The organism is Arthrobacter crystallopoietes, assembly GCF_002849715.1.
GTDB classification, from domain to species: Bacteria; Actinomycetota; Actinomycetes; order Actinomycetales; family Micrococcaceae; genus Crystallibacter; species Crystallibacter crystallopoietes.
In genome coordinates this window covers 381,962-405,532 of the sequence record NZ_CP018863.1, presented here as the reverse complement: position 1 = coordinate 405,532, position 23,571 = coordinate 381,962, and the positions used below count along the sequence as shown (strand labels likewise).

Below are 23,571 nucleotides of genomic sequence, written 5' to 3'. Positions count from 1 at the left end.
GTTATTGCCGGGAGGCGTTATGCCCTCTAGTCTTTATGCAACTAGTTGTGCAAAGGAGTGCATAGTGACGTCGTCTACCTTCCCCCGGTTGCTTGAGCCGCTGGACCTTGGCTACACCACACTGCCCAACCGGGTCCTGATGGGTTCCATGCACGTGGGCCTGGAAGAGCTGCCCGGGGGCTTTGACCGGATGGCGGCCTTCTACGCCGAACGGGTGCGCGGGGGAATCGGCCTAATTGTCACCGGCGGCATTTCGCCCAACGAGGCCGGGCGGCTGGGTGCGGGTGGCGCCAAAATAACGACGCCGGAGGAGGCGGCCGAGCACCGCGTCATTACGGATGCGGTGCATGCCGAGGGCGGCCGGATTGCCATGCAACTGCTGCACGCGGGCCGCTATGCCGCCCACCGGGACCTTGTGGCACCCAGTCCAGCGGCCTCTCCGATTAATCCGCTGGCTCCCCGCGAGCTGTCAACATCGGACATTGAGCAAACCATCGAGGACTTCGCCTACGCTGCCGAGCTGGCGCAATCGGCGGGCTATGACGGCGTCGAAATCATGGGCAGCGAAGGCTATCTGATCAACGAATTCATCGCGGCACGGACCAACCACCGTACCGACGAGTGGGGCGGTTCCTACCGCAACCGGATCCGCTTTTCGCTGGAAATCGTCCGCCGGACGCGCGAACGGGTCGGCACGGACTTCATCATCATCTACCGGCTGTCTATGCTGGATCTGGTGGAGGGCGGATCCAGCTTCGAAGAGGTGCTCGAACTGGCCCACGGGATCGAGGCCGCCGGCGCTACGCTGATCAATACCGGAATCGGCTGGCACGAGTCCCGCGTCCCCACCATCGCCACCTCCGTTCCGCGCGGCGCCTTCGCCTGGGTAACCCGTAAGCTGATGGGCCGGCTCGGCATCCCGCTCATCACCACCAACCGCATCAACACCCCCGAGGTGGCCGAACAGCTTCTGGCGGACGGCTGCGCCGATATGGTCTCGATGGCCCGCCCGCTGCTGGCAGATCCGGCCTTTGTGCTCAAGGCCTCGCGCGGGACGTCGGACGAGATCAACACCTGCATCGCCTGCAACCAGGCCTGCCTGGACCATACTTTCGTCGGAAAGGTCACCTCCTGCCTGGTCAATCCAAGGGCCTGCCACGAGACCGAGATTCTCCTGGAACCGGCCGCGGAGAAGAAGAAGCTTGCCGTGGTCGGCGCGGGCCCCGCGGGCCTGGGGTTCGCGGTCGCTGCCGCGGAGCGCGGCCACCGGATTACGGTCTTCGAGGCCGCCGGCGAGATCGGCGGTCAGTTCAATCTGGCCAAACAGATCCCGGGCAAGGAAGAGTTCCACGAGACCATTCGCTACTTCGGCCGCCAGCTTGAACTCCGGGGCATCGATCTGCGGCTCAACACGAAAGCCACCGCGCAAACCCTGCTGGCCGAAGGCTTCGACGAAGTTGTCCTCGCCACCGGCGTGCTGCCCCGGCTTCCCGGCATCGAGGGCCTGGACCACCCGTCGGTGCTGGGCTATCTGGACGTGTTGCGCGGAAAGAAGCCGGTGGGTAACAGCGTCGCGGTCCTGGGCGCCGGCGGCATCGGCTTCGATGTCGCCGAGTACCTCGCGCAGTCCGGGCCGAGCGCCACGCTGGAGCCGGAACTGTTCTACGAGCACTGGGGCATCGACCCCCACTATGGAACGCCGGGCGGACTGGCCCGGCCGCACCCGCCGAAGCCGGCGCGCAAGATCTACCTGCTGCAGCGCAAGAGCAGCAAGATTGGAGCCGGCCTGGGCAAGACCACCGGCTGGATCCACCGGACCGAGCTCAAGGCCAAGGACGTCACCATGATTCCCGGCGTCACCTACGGCAGGATTGACGACGGCGGACTGCACTTCAGCGTGGACGGCACCGACCAGGTGCTCTCCGTGGATACTGTGGTGCTGTGCACCGGCCAGGAACCGCAGCGCGAACTGCAGGCGGAACTCGAAGCAGCCGGCCAGACGGTGCATCTGATCGGGGGAGCGGATGTGGCGGCAGAGCTCGACGCCAAGCGGGCCATCAACCAGGGCACCCGGCTGGCGGCGGCCATCTGATGTCACTGCCGCACGCCATTCTGACCGCGCTGCTGGAACAAGCCGGCTCCGGGGCCGAGCTGGCACGCCGCTTCGACAAGTCCTTCGGCTTCTTCTGGCCGGCCACGCATCAGCAGATCTACCGCGAACTTGGCCGGCTGGAGAAAGACGGAATGATCCGCTCCACCGGCCGCGATTCGAGCCGGGGGCGGGCCAAGGACTACGAGGTGCTCGTTGCAGGGCGCCGCGAGCTGCAGCGGTGGACGGCCGAACAGCAGGACCCCCGCCCGGTCCGCGAGGCGCTGATGATCAGGCTGCGCGCGGCCTCGGTGCTTGGGGAGCCCATCGCGGATGAACTGGAACGGCACCTTCAGCTGCACCGGGAGCAGTTGGCGACCTACCAGCAGCTCGATAAGCGCGGGAACTGGGGCGGGGGCAACGAGCTCCAGCGCGCAGTGCTTACAGCGGGCATCATGTTCGAAGAAACGTGGATTGCCTGGGCGGAGCAGACTCTCGACGCACTGTGACGCCGGCTGTGCCCAAGGTCACCAGGCGCCGTCGTGCATTCGGGCGCAAAGAAGTTGCATCGTACCGTACACTGGATACATCCCCCACTCCGGTATTCCCTGATTTCGACGCGGAAAACGCGTCTGATGGTGTGTAGGGTCCGCGTAAAGCGGACAGTTTTCATTTTGGGAGCGCCGGCTGAGAAAACGCCATACAGCCTGCCGTGAGGCAGCCAGCAAAGTTATGGCGGGAAGTCCTGCCAAGGGATTGGAACAGCGCCGGACTTGTGTCAACAGGCCTCTCGGATCATCACCGCCCATAGCTCAATCGAGCCCGACGGTGATGCTTTGCGCGGCCACGGTCCCCAAATGAATATGAGGAACCCCATGTCTGAAACCCCCACTGCCACCATGTCCGAAAACGCCGCCACTGAGCCGGCCACGGACAACAGCGCCGCCGAAGCGACAGAAGAAAACACGGTTTTGTTCACCGATTTCGGTCTCGACGGCCGCGTGCTCGCAGCCCTGAGCGACGTCGGCTACGAAAAGCCGTCCCCCATCCAGGCCGCCACCATCCCCGTGCTGCTCGAAGGCCGCGACGTCGTGGGCCTGGCCCAGACCGGTACCGGCAAGACCGCCGCATTCGCCATCCCCGCGCTGTCCCGGATGGCAGAACTGCCGCCCACCAAGAACACCCAGATCCTGGTGCTGGCCCCCACCCGTGAGCTCGCGCTCCAGGTAGCCGAAGCCTTTTCCTCGTACGCCTCCCACATGGAGAACTTCACCGTTCTTCCGGTCTACGGCGGATCCCCTTACGGACCCCAGCTTGCCGGCCTGCGCCGCGGCGCACAGGTTGTTGTCGGTACTCCCGGCCGCGTCATCGACCACATCGAGAAGGGTTCCCTGGACCTCTCCGAACTGCAGTACATGGTGCTGGACGAGGCCGACGAAATGCTGCGCATGGGCTTCGCCGAAGAAGTTGACCAGATTCTCTCGAAGACTCCGGAAGACAAGCAGGTTGCCCTGTTCTCGGCCACCATGCCCACCGCCATCCGCCGGATCGCCAAGAAGTACCTGAAGGACCCGGCCGAAATCACGGTCAAGGCCAAGACCACCACGGGCACCAACACCCGCCAGCGCTACCTGCAGGTCATGGGTCCGCACAAGCTGGACGCCATGACCCGGATCCTGGAAGCAGAAGATTTCGACGGCGTTATCGCCTTCGTGCGCACCAAGATGGCTACCGAGGACCTGGCCGACAAGCTCAAGTCCCGCGGCTACCGCGCCGCCGCCATCAACGGCGACATCCCGCAGCAGCAGCGTGAGCGCACGGTCGAGGCCCTGCGCGACGGCAAGATCGACATCCTGGTCGCCACCGACGTGGCCGCCCGCGGTCTCGACGTCGAGCGCATTTCCCTCGTGGTCAACTACGACATCCCGCACGACACCGAGTCCTACGTGCACCGTATCGGCCGTACCGGTCGTGCCGGCCGCTCAGGCGATGCCATCCTGTTCATGACTCCGCGCGAGAAGTACCTGCTGCGGGCCATCGAGAAGGCCACCCGCCAGCCGGTCGAACAGATGCACCTGCCCTCGGCGGAAACCATCAACAACCTGCGCATGAGCAAGTTCGCCGAGAAGATCACTGAGACCCTCTCGTCCGAAGATGTCTCCATCTTCCGCGACCTGATCACGAACTACGAGACCGAGCACAACGTGCCTGCCGCGGAGATCGCCGCCGCACTGGCCGTCATGGCCCAGGGCGGACGCCCGCTGCTGGTCCAGGACCTGCCGGAGGCACCGAAGGGCCAGCGCGAGCGCGCCGCCGGTGGCCGCGACGCCATGGGCTCCCGCGGCCCGACGCGTGCACTGACCGAAGGCAATGCGACGTACCGCATCGCCGTCGGCCGCCGCCAGCGCGTCATGCCGGGCTCCATCGTCGGTGCCATCGCCAACGAGGGCGGCCTCAGCGCCGCACAGATCGGCGGCATTGACATTCGCTCGGACCACTCCCTGGTGGAACTGCCTGCGGACCTGTCCCAGGACCAGCTGCGCGCACTGTCCCGCACCCGCATCGGCGGCGAACTGATCCACCTCGAACTGGACTCCGGCCGCAAGCCGCGCCGCGACCAGGGCGACTTCGGCGGCAGCCGAGGCGGCTACGGCAGCGACCGTCCGTTCAAGAAAAAGTTCGATGGCGACCGTCCGTACAAGAAGAAGTTCGACGGCGACCGCAGCTTCAGCAAGGACCGCGGCGAGCGTTCGGACTTCGCCGGCCAAGGCGCCGGAGCCCGCAAGCCACGCCACAAGAGCTACTAAGCCGCGGCCGGTCCCGGCAGTTCCCGCAGGGAATCGGCAGCTGAAGTAACCTCTCTCAAAAAGGCACCCGTGTGAACGGGTGCCTTTTTGCATGCCCGGGACGTTGTCCTCCGCCCCGTTCTGACATCGATGTGAGGTGCACCACGCCGAGCATGAGAACTCTCTCATAAAGGTTTCATAAACGTTTCATCATTCTGCGCCAAAGTGAATAACAAGCATGACGAGTATGAAACCTACGGAGGACCGATGTATACCAACCAGCAGGACAGCGGTGAGTTACGGATAGTTCTCTACTCCCATGATTCGCAGGGCCTGGGGCACACCCGGCGCAACCTCGCCATCGCCCATGCACTGGCGGCCCACCTGCCGGCGCTGGCCGGACGGAAAGTGTCGGGCCTGCTGGTCACCGGCGAGGGAACCGCCACCAGCTACCGGCGGCCCGAAGGCTGGGACTGGATGGTCATTCCCGGCATCAGCAAACGCGAGGGCAATTACGCGCCGCGCCACCTGGATGTACGGATGAGCCGGCTTATCAGCCTCCGCTCGGCAGTCATCGAGGGAGCCCTGACGGCCTTCCGTCCCCACCTGGTCATCGTGGACCGGCATGCCTTCGGCGTGGACGGTGAGCTGGTAGACGCGCTGGCCGCGGTACGGGAAGCCGACCCCGGCTGCAAGGTCATCCTCGGCCTGCGCGAGGTCCTTGACGATCCCGCCGTCGCGGCCCGCGAATGGACCGCGCTCGGGGATCTGTGCCACGTCCGGCGCACCTTCGACGAGCTTTGGGTCTACGGCGACCCGGCCGTGCACAATCCGGTGGCTTCGGGTGAAATTCCCGCGGCTCTCAGCGACAAGGTCCGCTTCACGGGCTACCTGGCCGCAGGCCGGCCCTGCTCCTCGCGCAGGCCACAGTCCCGCAAGCCGTACCTGCTGACCATGGTCGGCGGCGGATCGGACGGATTCGACCTGACCATGGCGGCGGCGCGTGCCAAGGTGCCGGCGGGGTACCGCCACCTGGTCATTACCGGCCCGCAGATGGCAGCAGACCAAAGGCGCCAGGTTGAGCGTGCTGCCCGGAAACGGACCGACGTGATCGCCAGTGTCCCGGATGCGCTCGTGGAGATCAATGCAGCCGCGGCCATCGTGACCATGGGCGGCTACAACTCGGTCTGCGAAATCCTCAGCACGGACACGCCTGCCCTCGTGGTGCCGCGGGTCTGGCCCCGGCAGGAGCAGCTGATCCGCGCACGTTCGCTCAGCAACCGCCAGCTCGTGGACGTCTGCGAACCGGCCCAGATGAGCAGCAAAGTCCTCGGCAACTGGTTCGAAACGGTTGCCGGAACAGCGGCCGGCCGCACTGGCATCGAGCTGGACGGACTCAGCTCGGTGGCCCGACTGGCCGCGTTCCTGCTGGGAACCGCCGGCGCCGAAAACGCAGTGAGCCCTGCGGGGCAGAAGGAGTTGAACCGTGTTGCAGGCTAAGCCCAATACGCCCAGAGTTGGCTATGTCCTCAAGGTCTACCCGCGCTTTTCCGAGACCTTCATTGTCACCGAGATCCTGGCCCGGGAAGCCTCCGGCGAAGTGCTGGAGATCTTCTCCCTGCGGCCGCCGGCGGATCCGCGGTTCCACCCTGAGCTGGCCCGGGTACAGGCCCCGGTCAACTATGTGCCCAAGCCGGCCAAGCTCAGCGAAGGCTGGGCCATTGTCGCCCGCGCCCAGGAACTGAACGCCGAATTCGCCGGACGATGGGCACAGCTGCTGCCCAAGTTTGCCGGTTATGACCCTACGGAAGTGCATCAGGGAATCGAGCTGGCCACCATGGCACTCGAGCGCGGCATCACGCACCTGCATGCCCATTTTGGTTCGCTGGCGGCCCGCACCGCGGAAATTGCGGCTGCGCTGTCCGGCCTCACCTATTCCTTCACCGCCCACGCCAAGGACATCTTCCATCAGGATGTGGACCGCGCCCGCCTGGCCCAAACCCTGGCCAATGCGTCGCACGTGGTCACCATCAGCGAGTACAACTACGGCTACCTGCGCTCCACGTATCCCGCCGAAACGGCCAACCTGCACCTGGTCTATAACGGGTTGGAACTCGAGCGCTTTCCCTACACCGCGCCGCAGGTACCCGTACAGACGCTCCGGGTTGCCGCCGTCGGACGTCTCGTGGAGAAGAAGGGCTTCGGCCTGCTGATTGAGTCGGCGGCCGAACTGCGCGGCCGCGGCCTGCGGCTGGATGTCCGGATTGCCGGCGGCGGCATGCTCGAAACCGAGCTGGCCGAACAGATCTCCTCGCTAGGCCTGGAAGGCACGGTCCGGCTGCTGGGCCCGCGGACCCAGCGGGAAGTCGCCGACCTGCTGCGCTGGGCCGATGTTTTTGCCGCGCCCTGCGTGGTTGGAGAGGACGGCAACGCCGACGGGCTGCCCACGGTCCTGCTGGAAGCCATGGCCATGGGAGTGCCCGCCATCGCCAGCGATGTCACCGGCATTCCGGAGGTCATCCATCCGGCCCAAGGCGATGACGCCCGGACCGGCACCCTGGTCCGCAACGGTGTGGCGGCGGACCTGACGGACGCGCTCGAGGAGGCCGCCCGGCCGGACTTTGACCGGGAGGGCATCGCCGCAGCTGCCCGGCGGCGCATCGAAGCGAATTTCGACTCCACCAAGCAGGCACAGCGGCTGCGGCAGCTGGCGGAGGCGCCGGCGCTCACAGTAGCTGCCGGGGAGAGCGTGGAGGTGGCGTAATGCGAGTGGCATATCTGTGTGCGGACCCGGGAATTCCGGTCTTCGGCACCAAGGGAGCCTCGGTCCACGTCCAGGAGATCATCCGCGCCTGGCGGGCTCGCGGCGCCGAGGTGAGCGTCTACTGCACGCGCACCGGCGACGACGTCCCCGCGGACCTGGCCGACCTCCCGGTGACCTTGCTCAAGGTACCCAAAAGCCAGGGTCCCGAGCGCGAAACCGCCCAGGCCGCGGCGGCCGCGGAGCTGGCCGGGAAAATTATCGACGACGGCGCAGACCTCGTCTACGAGCGCTACAGCCTCTTCAGCACCGGGCTGGCCCAGGCCACCGCGGCACTGGGCATTCCCGGCATCCTCGAGGTCAACGCCCCGCTGATCGACGAGCAGCGCACCCACCGCTACCTGCATGACGAAGCCGCTGCCGCCGCAGCACTGCGCGCCCAGGTTGCCGCTGCGGACCGGACCGTGTGCGTCTCCGCACCTGTCGCCCGGTGGGTGGAAGGCAAAATGGAAGCTGCCCACCATGGCGGCATCGCCGTCGTACCTAATGGTGTGAACACGGACCGGATCCTGCCTGCCTGCCCCGACCCCGAGGACGCGCCGGTAGTGGCCTTTGTCGGCACGCTCAAACCGTGGCACGGGGTGGAGGTGTTGCTGGAAGCCGCCGCGCTGGCCTCGCAGGCGTGGCAACTGCGCATTGTCGGCGATGGCCCGCTGGCGGCCGAACTCCAGCGGCGTGCGGCGGAACTGGGCCTGACGGTGGACTTTACCGGCGCAGTGGTGCCCGAACGGATTCCCGCGGTGCTCGCAGACTGCTCGCTGGCCGCCGCGCCGTACCCGGCGATGGACTCGGACGCGGACCAGTACTTCTCGCCGCTGAAGATTTACGAGTACCTTGCCGCGGCGCTGCCGGTGGTGGCCTCGGACGTAGGCCAGGTTCCGGAAATTATCGACGACGGCGGAACCGGGCTGCTGGTGGAACCCTCGGATCCGGCCGCCCTGGCCGCCGCAATCGACCGCTTGGTGGCCCACCCTGAGCGGCGCCTGGCCATGGCACTGGCCGCCCGGGAGCAGGCGGTCGCGCGGCACAGCTGGCACCAGGTGCTGGAGCACAGCCTGGCCGGAATACGCTTGCCGGACAAGAACCAGGAGCTGACGGTATGAGCCGGAAACAAGCCAGCCCCGCGGCCCTGCGCCGCACCTTGGGCATCATCCGGCCGCACGTGGGCCGGCACAAGCTCCTGATGGGCGGCGGCATTACTGCCCTGCTGTTCGAGGTGGTGTTCCGGGTGCTCGAGCCGTGGCCGGTCAAGTTTGTGGTGGACGCGGTCACGCGCAGCCTCGGCGCGGACCTGGCCGGCAGCGGGCCCACGGCTACTCCGGCGCTGCTGCTTTCCTGCGCCCTGGCCACCATCTGCATTGTCGGCTTCCGCGCGCTGGCGAACTATCTGGCGACCGTCGCCTTCGCACTCGCCGGCTCGCGGGTCGCCGCGGCGCTGCGCGTGCGCGTCTTCTCCCATGTCCAGGCACTGTCCGACCGATACCACTCCTCGGCGCGCACCGGCGATACCGTGCAGCGGCTGGTGGGTGATATCGGCCGGCTCCAGGAAGTTGCGGTCACGGCCGGACTGCCGCTGGTGGCCAACGTGATCACCCTGGTGGTGATGGCCGGCGTGATGTTCTGGCTGGATCCGCTGCTGGCCCTTGTGGTGGTCCTTGCCGCGGCCGCGTTCCTGCTGATTTCCGGCGGCAGCACCGGCAAGATCACCGCTGCTTCCCGGAAGACCCGCAAGGGTGAAGGCGCGCTGGCCAACACCGCCCAGGAGAGCCTCGGTGCCATCCGCGTGGTGCAGGCGTATGGACTGGAGGGTATCCTCGCCGGCAAGTTCTCCAACAGCAACAAACAGGCCCTGACCGAAGGCGTGCAGGCCCGCCGGCTGGCCGCCGGGCTGGAACGCCGCACCGACGTGATCGTCGGCGTCGCGACGGCGGCAGTGCTCTTCGGCGGCGGCATGCGGGTGGCCGAAGCCGCGATGACGCCCGGGGACCTGGTCATCTTCCTGACCTACCTGAAGACAGCCATGAAGCCGCTGCGCGATCTGGCCAAGTACACCGGACGGATCGCCCGTGCCACGGCCTCGGGCGAACGCGTCGCCGACCTGCTGGACGAACGCGTGGACATTCAGGACGCCCCGGGCGCGGTGGAGCTGTCCGGTGTCCGGGGCGAGATCCGCCTGCAAAGCGTGCGGGCCGCCTACGGCGACGGACGACCCGTGCTGCACCACGTGAACCTGCATATTCCGGCCGGGCAGAAGGTTGCCGTGGTCGGGCCATCCGGTTCCGGGAAGTCCACGTTGGCTTCGCTGCTGGTGCGCATGATGGACCCCGTGCACGGCTGCGTCAGCGTGGACGGCCACGACCTGCGGGAGGTGACGCTGGCTTCGCTGCGCTCGCAGGTCAGCCTGCTGCTGCAGGACTCGGTGCTCTTCACCGGCACCATCCGCGACAACATCCGGTACGGCAGGATGGAGGCCACGGACGAGGAAGTGGAGCAGGCTGCTCGGCGTGCCCAAGCCCACGGCTTCATCGTGGCTTCGCCGGACGGCTATGACACTGTGGTGGGGGAGCGCGGCAGCACGCTCTCCGGCGGACAACGTCAGCGGCTGGCCATCGCCCGTGCCCTGCTGCGGCACGCCCCGGTGGTAGTGCTGGATGAGGCCACCACTGGATTGGATCCCGAAGCGGCAAGTGAAGTGCTCGCAGCTCTGGGCACCCTGACCGAAGGACGTACCACTGTGACGATTACGCACGACGCCGGACCGGCACTCGCCGCCGACCGTGTTCTTTGGGTCCAGGGCGGCAATGTGGTGCTGGACGGCACACCTGCAGAACTGCTCGATCATCCTTCCGGCACCTTCAAGGCCTGGGTGGAACAGCAGCAGGCGGCCAATGCCAGCGAGGCACAGGTCGACGCCGGCCATTCCGCCGGCGCCGCCGTGGCGGAGGTGGTCTAGGTGGCCGGTTCCGTTGTTGATCCTGCCCTCCCGGCGCTGGATGCCGTGATGGACCCGGAGCGGCTCAGCAGCCTGTTCGGCCGCCCCGTCGCCGCGGCGCATGTACGTTACAAGCCCGGTGTGTCCGTGGTGGCCCGGCTTTCCGGAAGCGACGGACCGGCCTGGATCGCCGGGTACTCCCGCAGCCAGGACTCGAAGCTGGCCAAGACGTTCAAGCGCGCCGAGCAGCAGGGAGTGCAGCTTGAATCGGCGGAGCTCCCCGAAGCCCCCGGTCATCTGCTGGTGTCCGGGCCGCTGGCGCTGGACGGCAAACTGCACCGGGCCCTCGCCGGGACCGGACTGCTGTCCGGCCGCGCCGGTGAAATCGACGTGCTGAACTACAACCCCCACCGCCGGCTGGTCGCAGCGTTCGGCCAGCGCGCGCAGCGCCGGGTCGCCAAGGTCACGGCCGGACCGGCGCGGGTGCACGCAGACATGCTGAGGCGGCTGCAGGGCGCCGGCATCCCGGTCCTGGAACAACAATCTTCCGGGGACGGTGCGGATGCCGGGCCGGAAGGCGCCGAGGCCCGGCACGCCGTCTACTACCCGTGGTTCGGCGACACCGACCTGCAGCGCCTGCACCAGCAGGATCAGGGTGCAGCGGAGAAGGGCCAGCCCGATTCGCTGGCGCTCGCGGCCGAAGCGGGGCGGTTCCTGGCGCTGCTCCACACCCAGCCACCGTGGGCGGGCCCGGACCTTCTCCAGCTGCCGAGGGCCGGCGAGGGCGATACCGGTGCAGATGCCAAGGTTCCCGCGCCCGGCCACATTGCCATGCCGGGACTACAGAAACTGGCAGCCAACACCGGCCAGCTGGTGCCCGCAGCTGTTGAACGCCTGGATCATGCCGCCGACCTGCTGACCATTCGGCTGCGCCGGCCGGGTCGGGCCGGCTTTGTGCACGGAGATTTCTCCGCCGACCAGATCCTGGTCGGGAACGAAGGCCTGCGCATCATCGATCTGGACCGGTTCGGTTACGGTGCGGTGGTCTCGGATTTGGGCTGCTTCGCAGCGGTCGAGCTGCTGGACACCGGCACGGGAACCCTGACTGCCGCCCTGCTCGAGGGATACCAGGAAGGCCAGCGCGGAAGGTCCGGCGCCGGGCTGGATGCCGACGAGCTGAACGTCTGGACGGCCTGCCACCTGTTCTCGAGGATTCTGGAGCCGTTCCGTGCGTGCGAGCCGGACTGGCGGCAGCACATCCTCGACCGGCTGGCGCGGATTGAAGGGATGCTGGCATGACCGCCGTCGTTCCTTCAACAGTCTACGATCAGGCCGGCGCACCCCTGTCGGTCCACCGCGCGTGGCCCAAGAGCGGACGCCGGCTCACCTTCGAAGCTATGGATCAATACGGCCGCCTGCGGGCGGGCATGATTGACGACGGCGGAAAAGCCACGGTTGCCGGCTTCAGAACGGACCCTGCGCTGCCAGGGCTGGGGGAGGCCGGCGGGAAGCTCCTGGTCCACCGCTATAAACGCCGCGCTGTGCTGCGGTCCGAGGACGGAGCCCACTACACCAAGCTGCTGGCCCCGGGTAAGGCTGCCATGGTTGCCGGGCAGTCGGCGCTGATGCATGAAGCAGGAACCCGCGCAGGCTTCGCGGTGCCCGAGGTGCTGGGGAGCGGGCCGGACCGCGTGGTTTCCGCAGCGCTGGCCGGCAGCAGTCTCCATGAACTCGGGGCCCCGGATACCGCGGGCGCGTGGGACCACGCCTGGCAGCTCTGGGCGGAGCGGTGGCCGTCGTTGGTCCGGGACGCCGCCGGAGTGCAGGAGATACCCCTGCATGACGGCGCGGCAGAAGCGGCTACGGTACGCAAGTGGGTGGCTCAGCTGCTGGACTTCGGCGCGCTGGATGCCGATCCGGCTGCCGTCCGGAGCCTCGCTGATGAGGTGTGTGGGGCACTGTCGAAGGGGTGCGGCCGCGGGGAAGCAGGCCTTGCACACCGGGACCTGCACGACAAACAGCTGCTCTATTGTGCCGATACGGCTTCGCTTGGACTGCTGGATTTCGACACCGCTGCGCTGGCCGAGCCTGCGCTGGATCTGGCAAACCTGGCCGTCCACCTGCGGTTGCGGGCGGACCAGGGCACCGTCACCGCGGAGGCCCGTAAGACGGCCGAAACGGCGGTGGATACGGCGGCGGCAGACCTGTCGGTGCCGGCCGGCCGGCTGCATCTCTACGCCGTGGCCACCGAGCTGCGGTTGGTCTGCGTCTACGCCTTCCGTCCGCAATGGCAGCAACTTGCCCAGTCGTGGCTGGACAGCTTGCTGGCGCCGCAGACAAGAAAGGGACTCTCGTGAAAATCTTTTCGTCCATACTGGCCTTGCTGCTGGTCGGCGCAGCGAGCGTGATTTTGTGGAACGTCGCCGTGGCCCAGCCGGAGGATTCCACCATCGACGTCTCGCACCTGCAGCAGGCCTCGTCGCCGCCGGAACCGACCCCTGCTGCCGATCCCGAAGCCAGCGCAGATCCCGCCCCCGAAGCGCCGCTGAAACCTTCGCCCGACAATGAACCGCAGGAGCCCAAGGGCAAGGATGAGCCGGCCAAGCCGGCGCAGGACTCTGCCCCGAAGCAACAGCCGGTTCCGGCCCCGGTGCCGGAACAGGTCGCGCCTGCGCCGCCGGTTGTTGTTGACGACGACGATTGGGATGACGGTGCCGACGATGACTGGGACGACGACGGCGGAGACGACTAGCCGCCGCTGTTGGCGCCTTTCAACAGGCGAAACAGCGGCGGTGTTAGGGCCCCGAATGTGGGGCTGGCCACAACTGCCGGTTCCGATTTCACATGGAGCTAAACTGCTGGTAAAGTTTTTCTCCGTTGCCCCCCTAGCTCAGTGGTAGAGCGCGTTCTTGGTAAGAACGAGGTCACCGGATCGATTCCGGTGGGGGGCTCTGAATAGCGAAGCCCGCGTCTGTGTCGCAAAGACGCAGCGCGGGCGTTCCTATTCGTGGCGGTGTAGCTCAGCTGGTTAGAGCGCACGACTCATAATCGTGAGGTCCCCGGATCGAGTCCGGGCACCGCTACCAAGAAAGCGCAGGCCCGAAGTAGCTTCTACTTCGGGCCTGCGCTTTGTTTTTTGGCGTGCGGGACTGGGGCGGGAAAGCCGCATGCCCAGGCATGGCCTCTTATTCCTGTCGGTATGCCTTATCGATGCCTCGCCTGAGCCACAGCCACGCCGATGACGCGCAGAGACCGTAGGCCAGCAGCCCGAGGACCAGCCTCAGCCAGTAGAGCCAGAGGATGACTGGCAACTCGGCATGCAGTACGCCGGACAGCAGGTACCAACCTGCGAGCCCGGACGCCACGATGAGCACCGAGAACATCCACGTGGGGAAGCGCGCCAGCGCACGTCCTGCCATAACCAGAGCGTAGCCCGATGCGGCGCCATGGGGAACGGTTGCGGCCCGGCTAGGCCGCCCGCCGTAGACGGGCGCTGTGATCCGGATGTGAGGCCAGCGCTAGAATTCGTCCTCGTGGCCGCACAGTGTTTCCTCTGCCGCCAATAGAATCGCAGAATAGTCTCGGACCATGTCTTCTGTTGGTTCCGGGTCAACGGCGCCCATGGAGTAGACGAGCCTGAGCCGTGCAGGGTCCTCGCCGCCGGTGAATAGTCGGCAGATATCGGCCGCGAGGTCCATAGCCTCCTGATCGGTGCGCTGTTGCTCTACACGCTTCTCCAGGCCCGATTCCAGAGTGGTTTTGTACTCGGCGAGGAACACATCATAGTCGCCCGGTTCAATTCCCCGCCCGTTAGGGGCATCGAGAACGTTGGGTCCTGGCGTCGGCCCGGCCGAAGGTTCCGGCTCAGCCGGCTCCTGTTTCGGTTCCGCGTGATGGGACGTTCCTGCAGCCGCTGGCGCAGGCGCCTCTTCGGCCGGTGCCGAACATCCCGCGACCAGTATCAAACCGGCTACTACGGCAAAGCCTTTTTTCATGGTCTCCCTTGCTGGGGTTTCTCAAAAGGCTACATGTTGAGAAGATTCAACTATTCACCGGGTGGAGTCCCCAGGGGGCAATCCAGCCGTCGGTGTCGAAGCTTTGCCCGGCGCAATGATCAGCTTGCTTACCGAATCCATCTGTGGCTAGCGTGGAGGGTATGGGGCTGGCGCCGATTCGGCCCCTGGGAAGTGGAGGAATGATGTCTGAACAGAATATTTCCGGTAAGAAAGTAGCCTTCCTGCTCACGGACGGCGTGGAACAAGTCGAACTCACCAGCCCCTGGCAGGCGGTCAAGGACGCCGGCGGAGAGCCCGTCCTCGTCGCGCCCAAATCCGGGACCTTGCAAGGGTTCAAAGGCACGGATAAGGCTGACACCTTCCCGGTGGACGTGACCGCCGACCAGGCCCGGGCCGACGATTACGACGCGCTGGTAATCCCCGGCGGTGTCGTGAATGCGGACCATCTGCGCGCGGAAAAGGCGGCAGTGGACTTCACCCGTTCCTTCTTCGATAACCAGAAGCCCGTGGCCGTGATTTGCCATGGTCCCTGGATTCTCATCGAGGCAGGGGTGACCGATGGCCGCAAACTGACTTCCTATCACACCCTGGCCACCGACCTGAAGAATGCCGGAGCCAAGTGGGTGGACGAGGAAGTAGTGGTGGACCAAGGGCTGGTGACCAGCCGGAATCCTGGCGATCTGCCCGCCTTCAACGCCAAACTGGTTGAAGAAATAGCCGAAGGCAAGCACCGGGGCCAGACCGCGTAGGGTTTCATGCCTCAAGGCCAAGGACTTTCAACGCCCGACGGCGGACGCCTCACGAGTGCGCCGTCGTCGGACGTTGCCGTGTCGTGATGCCGGGTGCATGACAGGCAAGCCCGCGTCTTAGGGTAGCTACATGAGAGGTACTTTCCTGTGCCACGGCATAGTGTGGAACGCGGCGGGGCCACGGCTGGCGTTGGCCAGCCCGGACGGCATCCCTGCGGCTGTGGATGTACGCGAAGGGACTTTGCTCGGCTTCCGGATTTTAGAAGCGGGAAGGTTCTGCTTGGGCAGCCACCGGGTTCAGGGGCCACAGGCCAGGCAGCACGTGCCGTGCCCCCTTCAAGTCCCCGCCGAACGGGGCGGCCAATGCATCAACTGCTTTCTGAACGATGATCTGCGCTTCCTTCATGACGCGCACCGCAGCGGTGCCGCTCCGGAAGGACTGCGCGCCTACCTCGCCCAACCGCACTGGCTGTACGTGGCTACGTTCGCCTCCGGCACGAGCAAGGTAGGCACCGCCTCTGACCTGCGCAAGCGGCTCCGCCTTGCCGAGCAAGGAGCCGTAGCCGCCCGCTATGTGGCCAGGGCCGAGGATGGCCGGATTGTCCGCGTGCTGGAGGACATGGTTTCCCAGCAAACGGAATTGACCCAGGCTGTGCGTTCCGCAGCGAAGCTGACCGGTTTGCAGGCTCCGCGGAGCCTGGCCGAGCTGGACGACATCAACGCTGACCACGCGCGCACTGTCCGCAATCTGCTGGCACGCGTGGAGCTGGAAGGCTTTGCCGCCGTCGACCAAACATGGGAACTGCCGGGACCCGGCAGGCGGGTGATCGGATCGGATTCACGCACGGCTTATCCGCTGGAGCTGGCGGCCGGCACTCACGGACTGCTGCTGGAGGCGCTTCTGGGCAGTATTGCGCTGATCCGGACCGTGGAGGGCGGCCCGGCCTATCTGGCCGACCTGAACGGGCTCAAAGGCAGGCGTATCGAGTTGGGGCCCTATCAGTCACAGCTGCCCCCGGTGCAGGTTTCGTTGTTCTGAACCGCTAACCTTGAAGTATGAACCCCTGGGATATTGGCTCACCGCTCTACCGCAAACTAGTCATCTCAGCAATGGTTCTAATCGGTGCCGGTATCCTGCTGTCCATTATCGCTGCCAGTGCCGGCCTGCAGCCCCTCGTATGGGCGGCGCTGGCCATTATTATCACCGGCCTGCTCACGCATCTCGCCGGCCTGGTGGTGCGGGCGCGGGACGCCAGGGCCCGCCGGGCAGCCGCCCGGCCGCAGAAGAATTGATACACCCCCTGCACTACGCTTTGAAGAGACTTTCTGCCCTTGAGAAGGAGATCCATGTCAGAACAGATCGGGGTCAACCCGCAGCTGGCCGGCCGCGTTTATCCGGCCGGGGAAGCCTACACCGTAGGCCGTGAGAAGATCCGGGAGTTTGCGCGGGCTGTTAAGGCAACCCATCCGGCGCACTTCGAGGTGGAAGCCGCAAAGGACCTCGGTTACGCGGACCTGATCGCTCCACCGACCTTCGCGATCATTGTTGCGCAGCGGGCAGACGCACAACTGATCGAAGACCCCGAGGCCGGCATCGATTTCTCCCGTGTTGTCCATGCCGACCAGCGGTTCGTCCATCACCGTCCCATCGTGGCAGGCGACCAGCTGGTAGCCGAACTGCATGTGGACCAGGTGCGGGCGATGGGTGGCGGAGCCATGATTACCACCCGCGCGGAGATCAGCACTACTGATGGTGAGAAGACTGCCACTGCAACGTCTTCGATTCTGGTGAGAGGGGAAGGCCAGTGATGCCAGCTTTGAGCGATCTGTCCGTCGGACAGGAAATCGGTTCCACATCCATCGATGTTTCGCGGGCGGATTTGGTGCGGTACGCCGGTGCCAGCGGCGACTTCAACCCGATCCATTGGAATGACCGGTTCGCCGAGCAGGTCGGACTACCCGGAGTGATCGCCCACGGCATGTTTACGATGGGAGCTGCCGTGCAGCTCGTAACCGACTGGGCGGGCAACCCGGCGGCGGTCGTCGATTACCAGACGAGATTCACCAAGCCGGTGGTTGTGGAGAATCTGGATGCAGGCGGCGCTACTCTCGAGGTCGCCGGAGTTATCGGCGCTGTCGACGAGGCGAACTCATCGGTCCGCGTGGATCTGACCGTGACTGCTGCCGGGCAGAAGGTCCTGGTAAAAGCGCAGGCCGTTGTCCGTGCCTGGTGAAGCCGCCATCAAACTGGCGCCTCTCACTACGGTAGGAGTCGGCGGACCCGCCCGGCGCTATGTCGAAGCCACCACGGAGCGGGAAATCATTGAGGGCGTCCGCGCCGCGGATGAGGCAGGCGAAGGCCTGCTGATTATCGGCGGCGGATCCAACCTCGTGATTGCGGATGAGGGGTACCCGGGAACGGTTCTGCGGATTGCCAGCACCGGCTACGACGTGGACGACGCCGATGCAACCTGCGGCGGCGTCATGGTCACTGTCCAGGCCGGACAGCCGTGGGATGAACTCGTGGAAGCCACTGTTCTGCATGCGTGGTCCGGGCTGGAGGCGCTGTCGGGAATTCCCGGCCTGACCGGAGCTACGCCCGTCCAAAACGTCGGAGCCTACGGAGCGGACGTCTCCCAGACCGTAGCCAGCGTACGGACGTGGGACCGGGAAGCCAACGTGGTTAAGACGTTCGCCAACTCGGACCTCCGGTTCGGCTACCGTGACTCGGTCCTGAAGCGAACGACAACCAACGGGTCGCCGCGCTTCGTGGTCCTGACGGTCCAGTTCCAGCTGTCCCCGAGCCGGATGAGCGCGCCCATCCGCTATGCCGAACTGGCCCGGTCCCTCGCCGTCGAAGCCGGAGAGCGGGCGAAGGCCAACGACGTGCGCAGCGAGGTCCTCCGACTGCGGGCCTCGAAGGGCATGGTCCTGGACCCCGCCGACCGGGATACCTACAGCACCGGTTCCTTCTTCACCAACCCGATCGTTGCTGCTGAAGTGGCCGACCAACTGCCTGAAACGGCGCCCCGGTGGCCCGTGGGCGACCAGATGAAGCTAAGTGCCGCGTGGTTGATCGACAAATCCGGTTTCGGCAAGGGCTTCGGACTTGAGGGCACGGCCAACGGAAGCGTGGACGGATATTCCATCGCCGGAGGCAGGGCGTCGCTGTCCACGAAGCACACGTTGGCCATCACGAACCGTGGGAGCGCTTCCGCCGAGGACATTGTGGCTATTGCCCGTACGGTCAGGGATGGCGTCCAGGACAAGTTTGGAATCCGGCTCGTTCCGGAACCGCTGCTGATCGGCTGCGCCCTCTGACGCTGGCGTTGGACCGTGGATCACGGCTGCACCCGTAGCGCCTGGTCATGGGCGCTGCGGAAGTGCAGCAGATCCATCCGGTGAGCCCGGAAGTCCACCAACCGCTCCCCGCAGAGCCAGCGCACCAGCCGGTCGCTGTGGCTGATCTGTACCTTGCGGTCTACGCCATGGTTCATCAGCCATTCGGGGGCGAGGAATTCCGGCAGTGCCGCAAGCAGCTCGCCGGCATACATCAGTCGCGCGAAAGCCGAACCGTGCGGTTGGAACTGGCGTTCCAGCTCCAGCAGCTGACGCTGCTCGGATGCCAGGTAGTCTTCGCCGCAGAGATCCAGGAAGTGCCGGAGATGGAGTTCGATCCGGTTACACCGGTCTACGGTCACCGGTTTCTGGCTCAGGTTGTACCTGAGGAAGAACATCCTGAGCAACTTGTCGACGCTAGGGCTGCCAGTCATGATTCAGCCCGTGCTCGCCGGACTGCTCCCTCCACCTCCAGCACGGCACAGCTGTGCCAGCGGCGGTCAACGTAACCGCTCTTGCACAACCATGCCGCCAGGCGCGCGGTCTGGCTGATTTGGATACGACGGTCCGTCGGGTTGCTGTAGAGCCAAGGCAGGACCAGGAAGCCGGGCAGAGCGTAGATGACCTCCTCGGCGTAGAACGATCGGCAGAAGGCATCGGCAGGATCCTTCTGCTGTTCCCGGCGGAAATAGGGGAGCTGCTGTGTCTCCAGGATGCGGTGTCCGGTTTTTTCCAGATAGCGGTGCAGCTGTGCATGAACCAGCAGGTACCGCTCTGCCGTCGCCTCCTGTTTACAAGCGCTCGACTGAACCAGAAACTGGTGCAGCAGTTCGCCTGCTGTTGGCGTTTTCATCGGATGGCCCCTTCCCGGCGTGCGGATTCTGATATTCCTTCACGCTATGTCGGGGGACAACTAGGATAGAACGGGTATTCGAAGTATGTGGACCGCCGTGGTCTTGACCCGGTCTGTGGAGGAACGGGGGGCGGCCGCTGGATCCATGCCGTGGAGGTGTTGGCCGTTAACGGCGGCAGTCCGCTCCCCGAAGGGAACGGACTGCGTTAGCGCTAAGGGCGGCTCTCGTTGCCCCGAAGGTTAGAGGTTGCCGGTGGCGATCCGCAGCATGCGGCGCAGCGGCTCGGCCGCACCCCACAGCAGCTGGTCGCCGACGGTGAAGGCGCTGATGTATTCCGGTCCCATTTCAAGCTTTCGGATACGGCCGACCGGAATCTCCAGGGTGCCGCTGACAGCAACGGGGGTGAGCTGCTCCATGGTGGCTTCCTTGGTATTGGGAACCACCTTGGCCCACTCGTTGTCGGCGTCGATCAGCCGCTCAATCTCGGACACGGGCAGATCTTCCCGGAGCTTCAGCGTCAGCGCCTGGGAGTGAGAGCGCATGGCACCGATCCGGACGCAGAGCCCGTCGAACGGGATCCGGCTGCCTTCGGCAACGTCGAGGCCGAGAATCTTGTTGGTTTCTGCGCCGGCCTTCCATTCTTCCTTGGACTGGCCGTTGCCGAGATCCTTGTCGATCCACGGGATCACTGAACCGGCAAGCGGCACGCCGAACTGGGAGGCATCCAGCTCCGGGTTCCGCTGCTCGGCCAGCACCTTCCGGTCGATCTCCAGGATGGCGGAGGAAGGATGGGCCAGCTCATCGGACACCACGGAGTTCAGGCTGCCGAACTGGTTGAGCAGTTCGCGCATGTGCCGGGCGCCGCCGCCGGAAGCGGCCTGGTACGTCATGGAGGTGCCCCACTCGACGAGGCCGTTCCGGAACAGGCCACCGAGGCCCATGAGCATGGCGGAGACGGTGCAGTTACCGCCGATGTAGTTCTTGACGTCACGGGCCAGGCCGGAGTCGATTACTTCGCGGTTGACCGGATCCAGCACGATGATGGAATCCTGGTCCATCCGCAGGGTGGAAGCCGCGTCAATCCAGAGACCGTCCCAGCCGGCGTCGCGCAGCTTGGGGTAGACCTCGGCGGTGTAGTCTCCGCCTTGGGCCGTGACAATAATCGGCAGCTTGGCCAGCGTTTCGATATCGAAGGCATCCTGCAGAGTGCCGGCTCCTTCGGCGAACGCGGGGGCCTGGCCGCCGGCGTTGGACGTGGAGAAGAAGACCGGGTTGATCAGATCAAAATCGCCCTCGTCCTGCATGCGCTGCATAAGGACTGAGCCGACCATTCCGCGCCAGCCGATAAGGCCGACTGATTGGACAGTGGAACTTGCTGCGGGAGAAGTCATACACTCCATTTTAGGCCAGTATGCTGTCCGACCCCCAAATAGGTGACGTATACCACGAATTTGCCGCCCCTGACGACCTGCCGCTGTGCATGCGCCGGCAGCTTAGCGGGCATGTTCGATGACCAGGTCACTGTACTCCGGGAAACGCTCAAGATACGACTGGACGTAGGTGCACAGCGGGACCATCCTCTGCTCCTTGGCCCGCATGTCCGTCAGGATCATGGTGACCAGGGCGCGGGCAAAGCCCCGGCGGCCGTATTTCTCGTCGATGATGGTGTGCTGCAGAGTGATGACGCCGTCGTCGTCGGTTTCAAAGCCTTCGAATCCGATAAACGTATCGCCGCAGTGGAGCTCATAACGGCCCCGGCTCGAGTCCTGGACCAGAGTGAGGTTCTCGTGTGAAACAGACATGGTTCCTCCTGCGCATCGGACCGGCGGCACTGTTGGCGCCCGTCCACCGATCCTAGCCACTTCCGCGGCCCGGCGGCAGGGGCAATCTAGCCTGCCGCGGCTCCGGCAGCCGGATTGGTCCTTCAGCTGGCCGGATCCACCTGCTGCGTCCACAATGCGATGCGGTACCGGGTGCCGTTCGACGAGGTGAGCCAGCCCTCGGCGGGCTCGGTGGCGTCGAATGTCCAACCCGGGCCCAGCTTTGGAGCGAAGGTGTCGCCGTCCGTCTCCAGATCGATCACGGTAACGACGGCGGTGTTCGCCAAAGCGGTGGCGTTGCGGAAGATTTCGCCGCCACCGATAATCCAGACCTCTTCGCTGCCGGGACTGGAAGCCGCCTCCGCCAGAGCGTCCTCGAGGGACCCGACGGCGACGGCGCCGGAAGCGGCCAGCTCTTCCCGCCGTTCCGGGCTGCCGCTAATGACGATATTGGTCCGGCCCGGCAGCGGCCGGAACCTTGCGGGGAAGGAATCCCACGTCCTGCGGCCCATGATGACCGGGTGGCCCTTGGTGGTCCGTTTGAAGTGGGCCAGATCTTCGGGCAGGTGCCACGGCAAGTCGCCGTCCTTGCCGATCACGCCATTGGAGCTTTGCGCCCAGATCAGGCCCAGTACCGGTTCCTTCCGGCCTGCATGCGTGCCCGAGGGGGTGTCGGCGGGGATCATACGGCCACCGGTGCCTTGATAGCGGGATGATGCTGGTAGTTCAGCAATTCGAAGTCCTCGCAGTTGTAGTCGAAGATGCTGGCCGGTTTCCGCAGGATCCTCAGCTGCGGGTAGGGATACGGTTCGCGGCCCAATTGTTCGGTCACTTGGTCCACGTGGTCGTCGTAGATGTGGACGTCGCCACCGGTCCAGACAAACTCCCCGGGTTCCAGGCCCGCCTGCTGGGCAAGCATCAGCGTCAGCAGCGCATAGGAAGCGATGTTGAACGGGACGCCCAGGAACATGTCGGCACTGCGCTGGTACAGCTGGCAGGACAGCTTGCCGTCCGCCACATAGAACTGGAAGAACGCATGGCACGGCGGCAGTGCCATGTTCTTGATCTCGGCCACGTTCCAGGCTGAAACTATGTGCCGGCGCGAGTCCGGGTTGTTTTTCAAACCCTCGACGAGGTCCGCGATCTGGTCGATATGCCCGCCGTCCGGCGTTGGCCAGGAGCGCCACTGCACACCGTAGATGGGGCCCAGTTCGCCGTTCTCGTCTGCCCACTCGTTCCAGATTTTCACGCCGCGTTCCTGCAGCCACTTGGCGTTGGAATCACCGCGCAGGAACCAGAGCAGCTCCAATGCCACGGATTTGAAATGCACCCGCTTGGTGGTGATCAGCGGGAAACCTTCGGCCAGATCGAACCGGATCTGCCGGCCGAAAACGCTGCGCGTTCCGGTGCCGGTACGGTCCGATTTTTCGGTGCCGGAGGCCATGACCTCACGCAGCAAGTCTTCGTACGGAGTGGGAATGGCATTCACGCTGACCAGTCTAGACCAGCCGGCAATGGGATCCGGACTGGCCAGCTGTGATGCCCAACCGGTACCTAGACGGCGCCGCCGGCAGCTTCCGGTGCGCCATAGTCACGGCCCTCATCGCCCACGGATTCGCGGGCCAGGAAATTCTCGATGTCGAACAGGTTGTCCGCACGCTCGGCGATGGCCAGCAGGGTGGACATCGAGGCCACCTCTTCGACCTGCTCCTTGAGGAACCACAGCATGAACTGTTCGCCCAGGGCATCAGTCTCGGCCCGGGCGGCTGCGAAGAGCGCCTCGATCTGGGCTGTGACTTCCTTTTCCTGCCGCAGGGCCAGGCTGATCGGCTCCACCACGTTGCTGAAATCATTGTGGACCTGGTTAATGGCCGGAATGGTCACCTTGAGGTCCCGGTCCAGCATGTAGCGAACCAGCATCATGGCGTGGTTGCGCTCCTCGAGCGACTGCCGATAGAAGTGCTTGGCCAGCTGGGGCAGGTCTTCGTTATCAAACCAGACAGCGATGGCGATGTACTGCTGCGAGGCAGCGAATTCGTTGCCGACCTGGTCCGCGAGAAGTTCGTTGAATGTGCTCATGCAAGCACTCTAGGACCTCAATTTGGTCTTGGATAGGCAGGTTAGGCTAGCCAGATTTCCCTTAGCCGAACCTCACAAAGGCACAT

The 23,571-nt window shown here is 65.3% G+C and carries 25 protein-coding genes and 2 tRNA genes; 18 read left to right on the top strand and 9 right to left on the bottom strand.

Annotated elements, in window-relative coordinates:
* Nucleotides 1-19 precede the first annotated feature (19 nt).
* The 12 genes from AC20117_RS01935 (at nt 20) to AC20117_RS01880 (ending at nt 13,714) form a co-directional block, all read left to right on the top strand.
* A complete protein-coding gene (locus AC20117_RS01935) occupies nt 20-2,092 on the top strand; it encodes an oxidoreductase (protein WP_074701222.1) in 2,073 nt (690 codons plus the stop codon).
* On the top strand, nt 2,092-2,598 hold the full coding sequence (locus AC20117_RS01930; protein ID WP_074701223.1) for a PadR family transcriptional regulator: 507 nt from the start codon (nt 2,092-2,094) through the stop codon (nt 2,596-2,598). Before AC20117_RS01935 ends, AC20117_RS01930 begins: the two co-directional genes overlap by 1 nt.
* A 366-nt stretch (nt 2,599-2,964) precedes the next feature.
* A complete protein-coding gene (locus tag AC20117_RS01925) occupies nt 2,965-4,896 on the top strand; it encodes a DEAD/DEAH box helicase (RefSeq protein ID WP_074701224.1) in 1,932 nt (643 codons plus the stop codon).
* 204 nt (nt 4,897-5,100) lie between these two features.
* Entirely contained in the window at nt 5,101-6,375 is a 1,275-nt protein-coding gene (locus tag AC20117_RS01920) for a glycosyltransferase family protein (protein WP_179951892.1), read from the top strand.
* Complete coding sequence (locus AC20117_RS01915; RefSeq protein ID WP_074701226.1) at nt 6,362-7,639, top strand: glycosyltransferase family 4 protein; 1,278 nt, start codon at nt 6,362-6,364, stop codon at nt 7,637-7,639. The genes AC20117_RS01920 and AC20117_RS01915 overlap by 14 nt, the downstream gene beginning before the upstream one ends.
* Nucleotides 7,639-8,799: a glycosyltransferase family 4 protein gene (locus AC20117_RS01910; RefSeq protein WP_074701227.1), complete on the top strand. Its 1,161-nt coding sequence runs from the start codon at nt 7,639-7,641 to the stop codon at nt 8,797-8,799. The genes AC20117_RS01915 and AC20117_RS01910 overlap by 1 nt, the downstream gene beginning before the upstream one ends.
* Nucleotides 8,796-10,649 carry an ABC transporter ATP-binding protein gene (locus AC20117_RS01905; RefSeq protein WP_074701228.1) on the top strand — a complete coding sequence of 618 codons (1,854 nt, stop codon included), beginning with the start codon at nt 8,796-8,798 and terminating at the stop codon, nt 10,647-10,649. Before AC20117_RS01910 ends, AC20117_RS01905 begins: the two co-directional genes overlap by 4 nt.
* Nucleotides 10,650-11,927: a phosphotransferase gene (locus AC20117_RS01900; RefSeq protein ID WP_074701229.1), complete on the top strand. Its 1,278-nt coding sequence runs from the start codon at nt 10,650-10,652 to the stop codon at nt 11,925-11,927.
* Entirely contained in the window at nt 11,924-12,985 is a 1,062-nt protein-coding gene (locus tag AC20117_RS01895; RefSeq protein ID WP_074701230.1) for a phosphotransferase, read from the top strand. Before AC20117_RS01900 ends, AC20117_RS01895 begins: the two co-directional genes overlap by 4 nt.
* Nucleotides 12,982-13,380: a hypothetical protein gene (locus AC20117_RS01890; protein ID WP_074701231.1), complete on the top strand. Its 399-nt coding sequence runs from the start codon at nt 12,982-12,984 to the stop codon at nt 13,378-13,380. The genes AC20117_RS01895 and AC20117_RS01890 overlap by 4 nt, the downstream gene beginning before the upstream one ends.
* 127 nt (nt 13,381-13,507) lie before the next feature.
* A tRNA-Thr gene (locus AC20117_RS01885) sits at nt 13,508-13,579 on the top strand.
* A gap of 58 nt (nt 13,580-13,637) precedes the next feature.
* A tRNA-Met gene (locus AC20117_RS01880) sits at nt 13,638-13,714 on the top strand.
* Between the two features lie 99 nt (nt 13,715-13,813).
* On the opposite strand, the gene AC20117_RS01875 is transcribed toward AC20117_RS01880, so the two are convergent.
* Together AC20117_RS01875 and AC20117_RS23195 are read right to left on the bottom strand one after the other, a co-directional pair.
* Complete coding sequence (locus AC20117_RS01875) at nt 13,814-14,047, bottom strand: hypothetical protein (RefSeq protein ID WP_139186798.1); 234 nt, start codon at nt 14,045-14,047, stop codon at nt 13,814-13,816.
* 99 nt (nt 14,048-14,146) lie between these two features.
* Nucleotides 14,147-14,623: a hypothetical protein gene (locus AC20117_RS23195; protein ID WP_139186799.1), complete on the bottom strand. Its 477-nt coding sequence runs from the start codon at nt 14,621-14,623 to the stop codon at nt 14,147-14,149.
* 203 nt (nt 14,624-14,826) lie between these two features.
* Here AC20117_RS23195 and AC20117_RS01865 point away from each other — a divergent pair, with 203 nt between their 5' ends.
* The 6 genes from AC20117_RS01865 to AC20117_RS01840 all read left to right on the top strand — a co-directional run bounded on the left by AC20117_RS01865 (nt 14,827) and on the right by AC20117_RS01840 (nt 18,714).
* Nucleotides 14,827-15,393, top strand: coding sequence for a type 1 glutamine amidotransferase domain-containing protein (locus tag AC20117_RS01865; protein WP_074701234.1), 567 nt, complete (start codon nt 14,827-14,829; stop codon nt 15,391-15,393).
* Between the two features lie 322 nt (nt 15,394-15,715).
* Nucleotides 15,716-16,432 carry a DUF2797 domain-containing protein gene (locus AC20117_RS01860; RefSeq protein ID WP_236777418.1) on the top strand — a complete coding sequence of 239 codons (717 nt, stop codon included), beginning with the start codon at nt 15,716-15,718 and terminating at the stop codon, nt 16,430-16,432.
* A 17-nt stretch (nt 16,433-16,449) separates the two neighbouring features.
* Nucleotides 16,450-16,686, top strand: coding sequence for a hypothetical protein (locus AC20117_RS01855; protein ID WP_074701236.1), 237 nt, complete (start codon nt 16,450-16,452; stop codon nt 16,684-16,686).
* A gap of 66 nt (nt 16,687-16,752) precedes the next feature.
* Nucleotides 16,753-17,202, top strand: coding sequence for an FAS1-like dehydratase domain-containing protein (locus tag AC20117_RS01850; RefSeq protein ID WP_074703291.1), 450 nt, complete (start codon nt 16,753-16,755; stop codon nt 17,200-17,202).
* Nucleotides 17,202-17,627, top strand: a complete 426-nt coding sequence (locus tag AC20117_RS01845) for a MaoC family dehydratase (protein ID WP_083339781.1) — start codon at nt 17,202-17,204, stop codon at nt 17,625-17,627. Before AC20117_RS01850 ends, AC20117_RS01845 begins: the two co-directional genes overlap by 1 nt.
* On the top strand, nt 17,617-18,714 hold the full coding sequence (locus AC20117_RS01840; protein WP_236777417.1) for a UDP-N-acetylmuramate dehydrogenase: 1,098 nt from the start codon (nt 17,617-17,619) through the stop codon (nt 18,712-18,714). The genes AC20117_RS01845 and AC20117_RS01840 overlap by 11 nt, the downstream gene beginning before the upstream one ends.
* A gap of 20 nt (nt 18,715-18,734) precedes the next feature.
* On the opposite strand, the gene AC20117_RS01835 is transcribed toward AC20117_RS01840, so the two are convergent.
* The 7 genes from AC20117_RS01835 to AC20117_RS01805 form a co-directional block, all read right to left on the bottom strand.
* Nucleotides 18,735-19,166, bottom strand: coding sequence for a hypothetical protein (locus tag AC20117_RS01835; protein WP_074701238.1), 432 nt, complete (start codon nt 19,164-19,166; stop codon nt 18,735-18,737).
* Nucleotides 19,163-19,585 (bottom strand): hypothetical protein, encoded by a 423-nt coding sequence (locus tag AC20117_RS01830; RefSeq protein ID WP_074701239.1) that lies wholly within the window; start codon nt 19,583-19,585, stop codon nt 19,163-19,165. The genes AC20117_RS01835 and AC20117_RS01830 overlap by 4 nt, the downstream gene beginning before the upstream one ends.
* 240 nt (nt 19,586-19,825) lie before the next feature.
* Entirely contained in the window at nt 19,826-20,917 is a 1,092-nt protein-coding gene (gene asd / locus AC20117_RS01825; RefSeq protein WP_236777524.1) for an aspartate-semialdehyde dehydrogenase, read from the bottom strand.
* 162 nt (nt 20,918-21,079) lie between these two features.
* Entirely contained in the window at nt 21,080-21,388 is a 309-nt protein-coding gene (locus AC20117_RS01820; RefSeq protein WP_074701240.1) for a GNAT family N-acetyltransferase, read from the bottom strand.
* A gap of 122 nt (nt 21,389-21,510) precedes the next feature.
* Nucleotides 21,511-22,092, bottom strand: a complete 582-nt coding sequence (locus AC20117_RS01815; protein ID WP_074701241.1) for a dihydrofolate reductase — start codon at nt 22,090-22,092, stop codon at nt 21,511-21,513.
* Nucleotides 22,089-22,850, bottom strand: coding sequence for a thymidylate synthase (locus AC20117_RS01810; protein WP_236777522.1), 762 nt, complete (start codon nt 22,848-22,850; stop codon nt 22,089-22,091). Before AC20117_RS01810 ends, AC20117_RS01815 begins: the two co-directional genes overlap by 4 nt.
* A 110-nt stretch (nt 22,851-22,960) precedes the next feature.
* Entirely contained in the window at nt 22,961-23,485 is a 525-nt protein-coding gene (locus AC20117_RS01805; protein WP_074701243.1) for a ferritin, read from the bottom strand.
* Between the last annotated feature and the right edge of the window lie 86 nt (nt 23,486-23,571).

What these genes read in the sequence shown, in the direction of transcription:
- AC20117_RS01935 (WP_074701222.1), top strand. Translation starts at nt 20, where the DNA reads ATGCCCTCTAGTCTTTATGCAACTAGTTGTGCAAAGGAGTGCATAGTG.
- AC20117_RS01930 (WP_074701223.1), top strand. Translation starts at nt 2,092, where the DNA reads ATGTCACTGCCGCACGCCATTCTGACCGCGCTGCTGGAACAAGCCGGC.
- AC20117_RS01925 (WP_074701224.1), top strand. Translation starts at nt 2,965, where the DNA reads ATGTCTGAAACCCCCACTGCCACCATGTCCGAAAACGCCGCCACTGAG.
- AC20117_RS01910 (WP_074701227.1), top strand. Translation starts at nt 7,639, where the DNA reads ATGCGAGTGGCATATCTGTGTGCGGACCCGGGAATTCCGGTCTTCGGC.
- AC20117_RS01905 (WP_074701228.1), top strand. Translation starts at nt 8,796, where the DNA reads ATGAGCCGGAAACAAGCCAGCCCCGCGGCCCTGCGCCGCACCTTGGGC.
- AC20117_RS01895 (WP_074701230.1), top strand. Translation starts at nt 11,924, where the DNA reads ATGACCGCCGTCGTTCCTTCAACAGTCTACGATCAGGCCGGCGCACCC.
- AC20117_RS01875 (WP_139186798.1), bottom strand. Translation starts at nt 14,047, where the DNA reads ATGGCAGGACGTGCGCTGGCGCGCTTCCCCACGTGGATGTTCTCGGTG.
- AC20117_RS23195 (WP_139186799.1), bottom strand. Translation starts at nt 14,623, where the DNA reads ATGAAAAAAGGCTTTGCCGTAGTAGCCGGTTTGATACTGGTCGCGGGA.
- AC20117_RS01865 (WP_074701234.1), top strand. Translation starts at nt 14,827, where the DNA reads ATGTCTGAACAGAATATTTCCGGTAAGAAAGTAGCCTTCCTGCTCACG.
- AC20117_RS01855 (WP_074701236.1), top strand. Translation starts at nt 16,450, where the DNA reads ATGAACCCCTGGGATATTGGCTCACCGCTCTACCGCAAACTAGTCATC.
- AC20117_RS01845 (WP_083339781.1), top strand. Translation starts at nt 17,202, where the DNA reads ATGCCAGCTTTGAGCGATCTGTCCGTCGGACAGGAAATCGGTTCCACA.
- AC20117_RS01835 (WP_074701238.1), bottom strand. Translation starts at nt 19,166, where the DNA reads ATGACTGGCAGCCCTAGCGTCGACAAGTTGCTCAGGATGTTCTTCCTC.
- AC20117_RS01830 (WP_074701239.1), bottom strand. Translation starts at nt 19,585, where the DNA reads ATGAAAACGCCAACAGCAGGCGAACTGCTGCACCAGTTTCTGGTTCAG.
- asd (WP_236777524.1), bottom strand. Translation starts at nt 20,917, where the DNA reads ATGGTCGGCTCAGTCCTTATGCAGCGCATGCAGGACGAGGGCGATTTT.
- AC20117_RS01820 (WP_074701240.1), bottom strand. Translation starts at nt 21,388, where the DNA reads ATGTCTGTTTCACACGAGAACCTCACTCTGGTCCAGGACTCGAGCCGG.
- AC20117_RS01815 (WP_074701241.1), bottom strand. Translation starts at nt 22,092, where the DNA reads ATGATCCCCGCCGACACCCCCTCGGGCACGCATGCAGGCCGGAAGGAA.
- AC20117_RS01810 (WP_236777522.1), bottom strand. Translation starts at nt 22,850, where the DNA reads ATGGCCTCCGGCACCGAAAAATCGGACCGTACCGGCACCGGAACGCGC.
- AC20117_RS01805 (WP_074701243.1), bottom strand. Translation starts at nt 23,485, where the DNA reads ATGAGCACATTCAACGAACTTCTCGCGGACCAGGTCGGCAACGAATTC.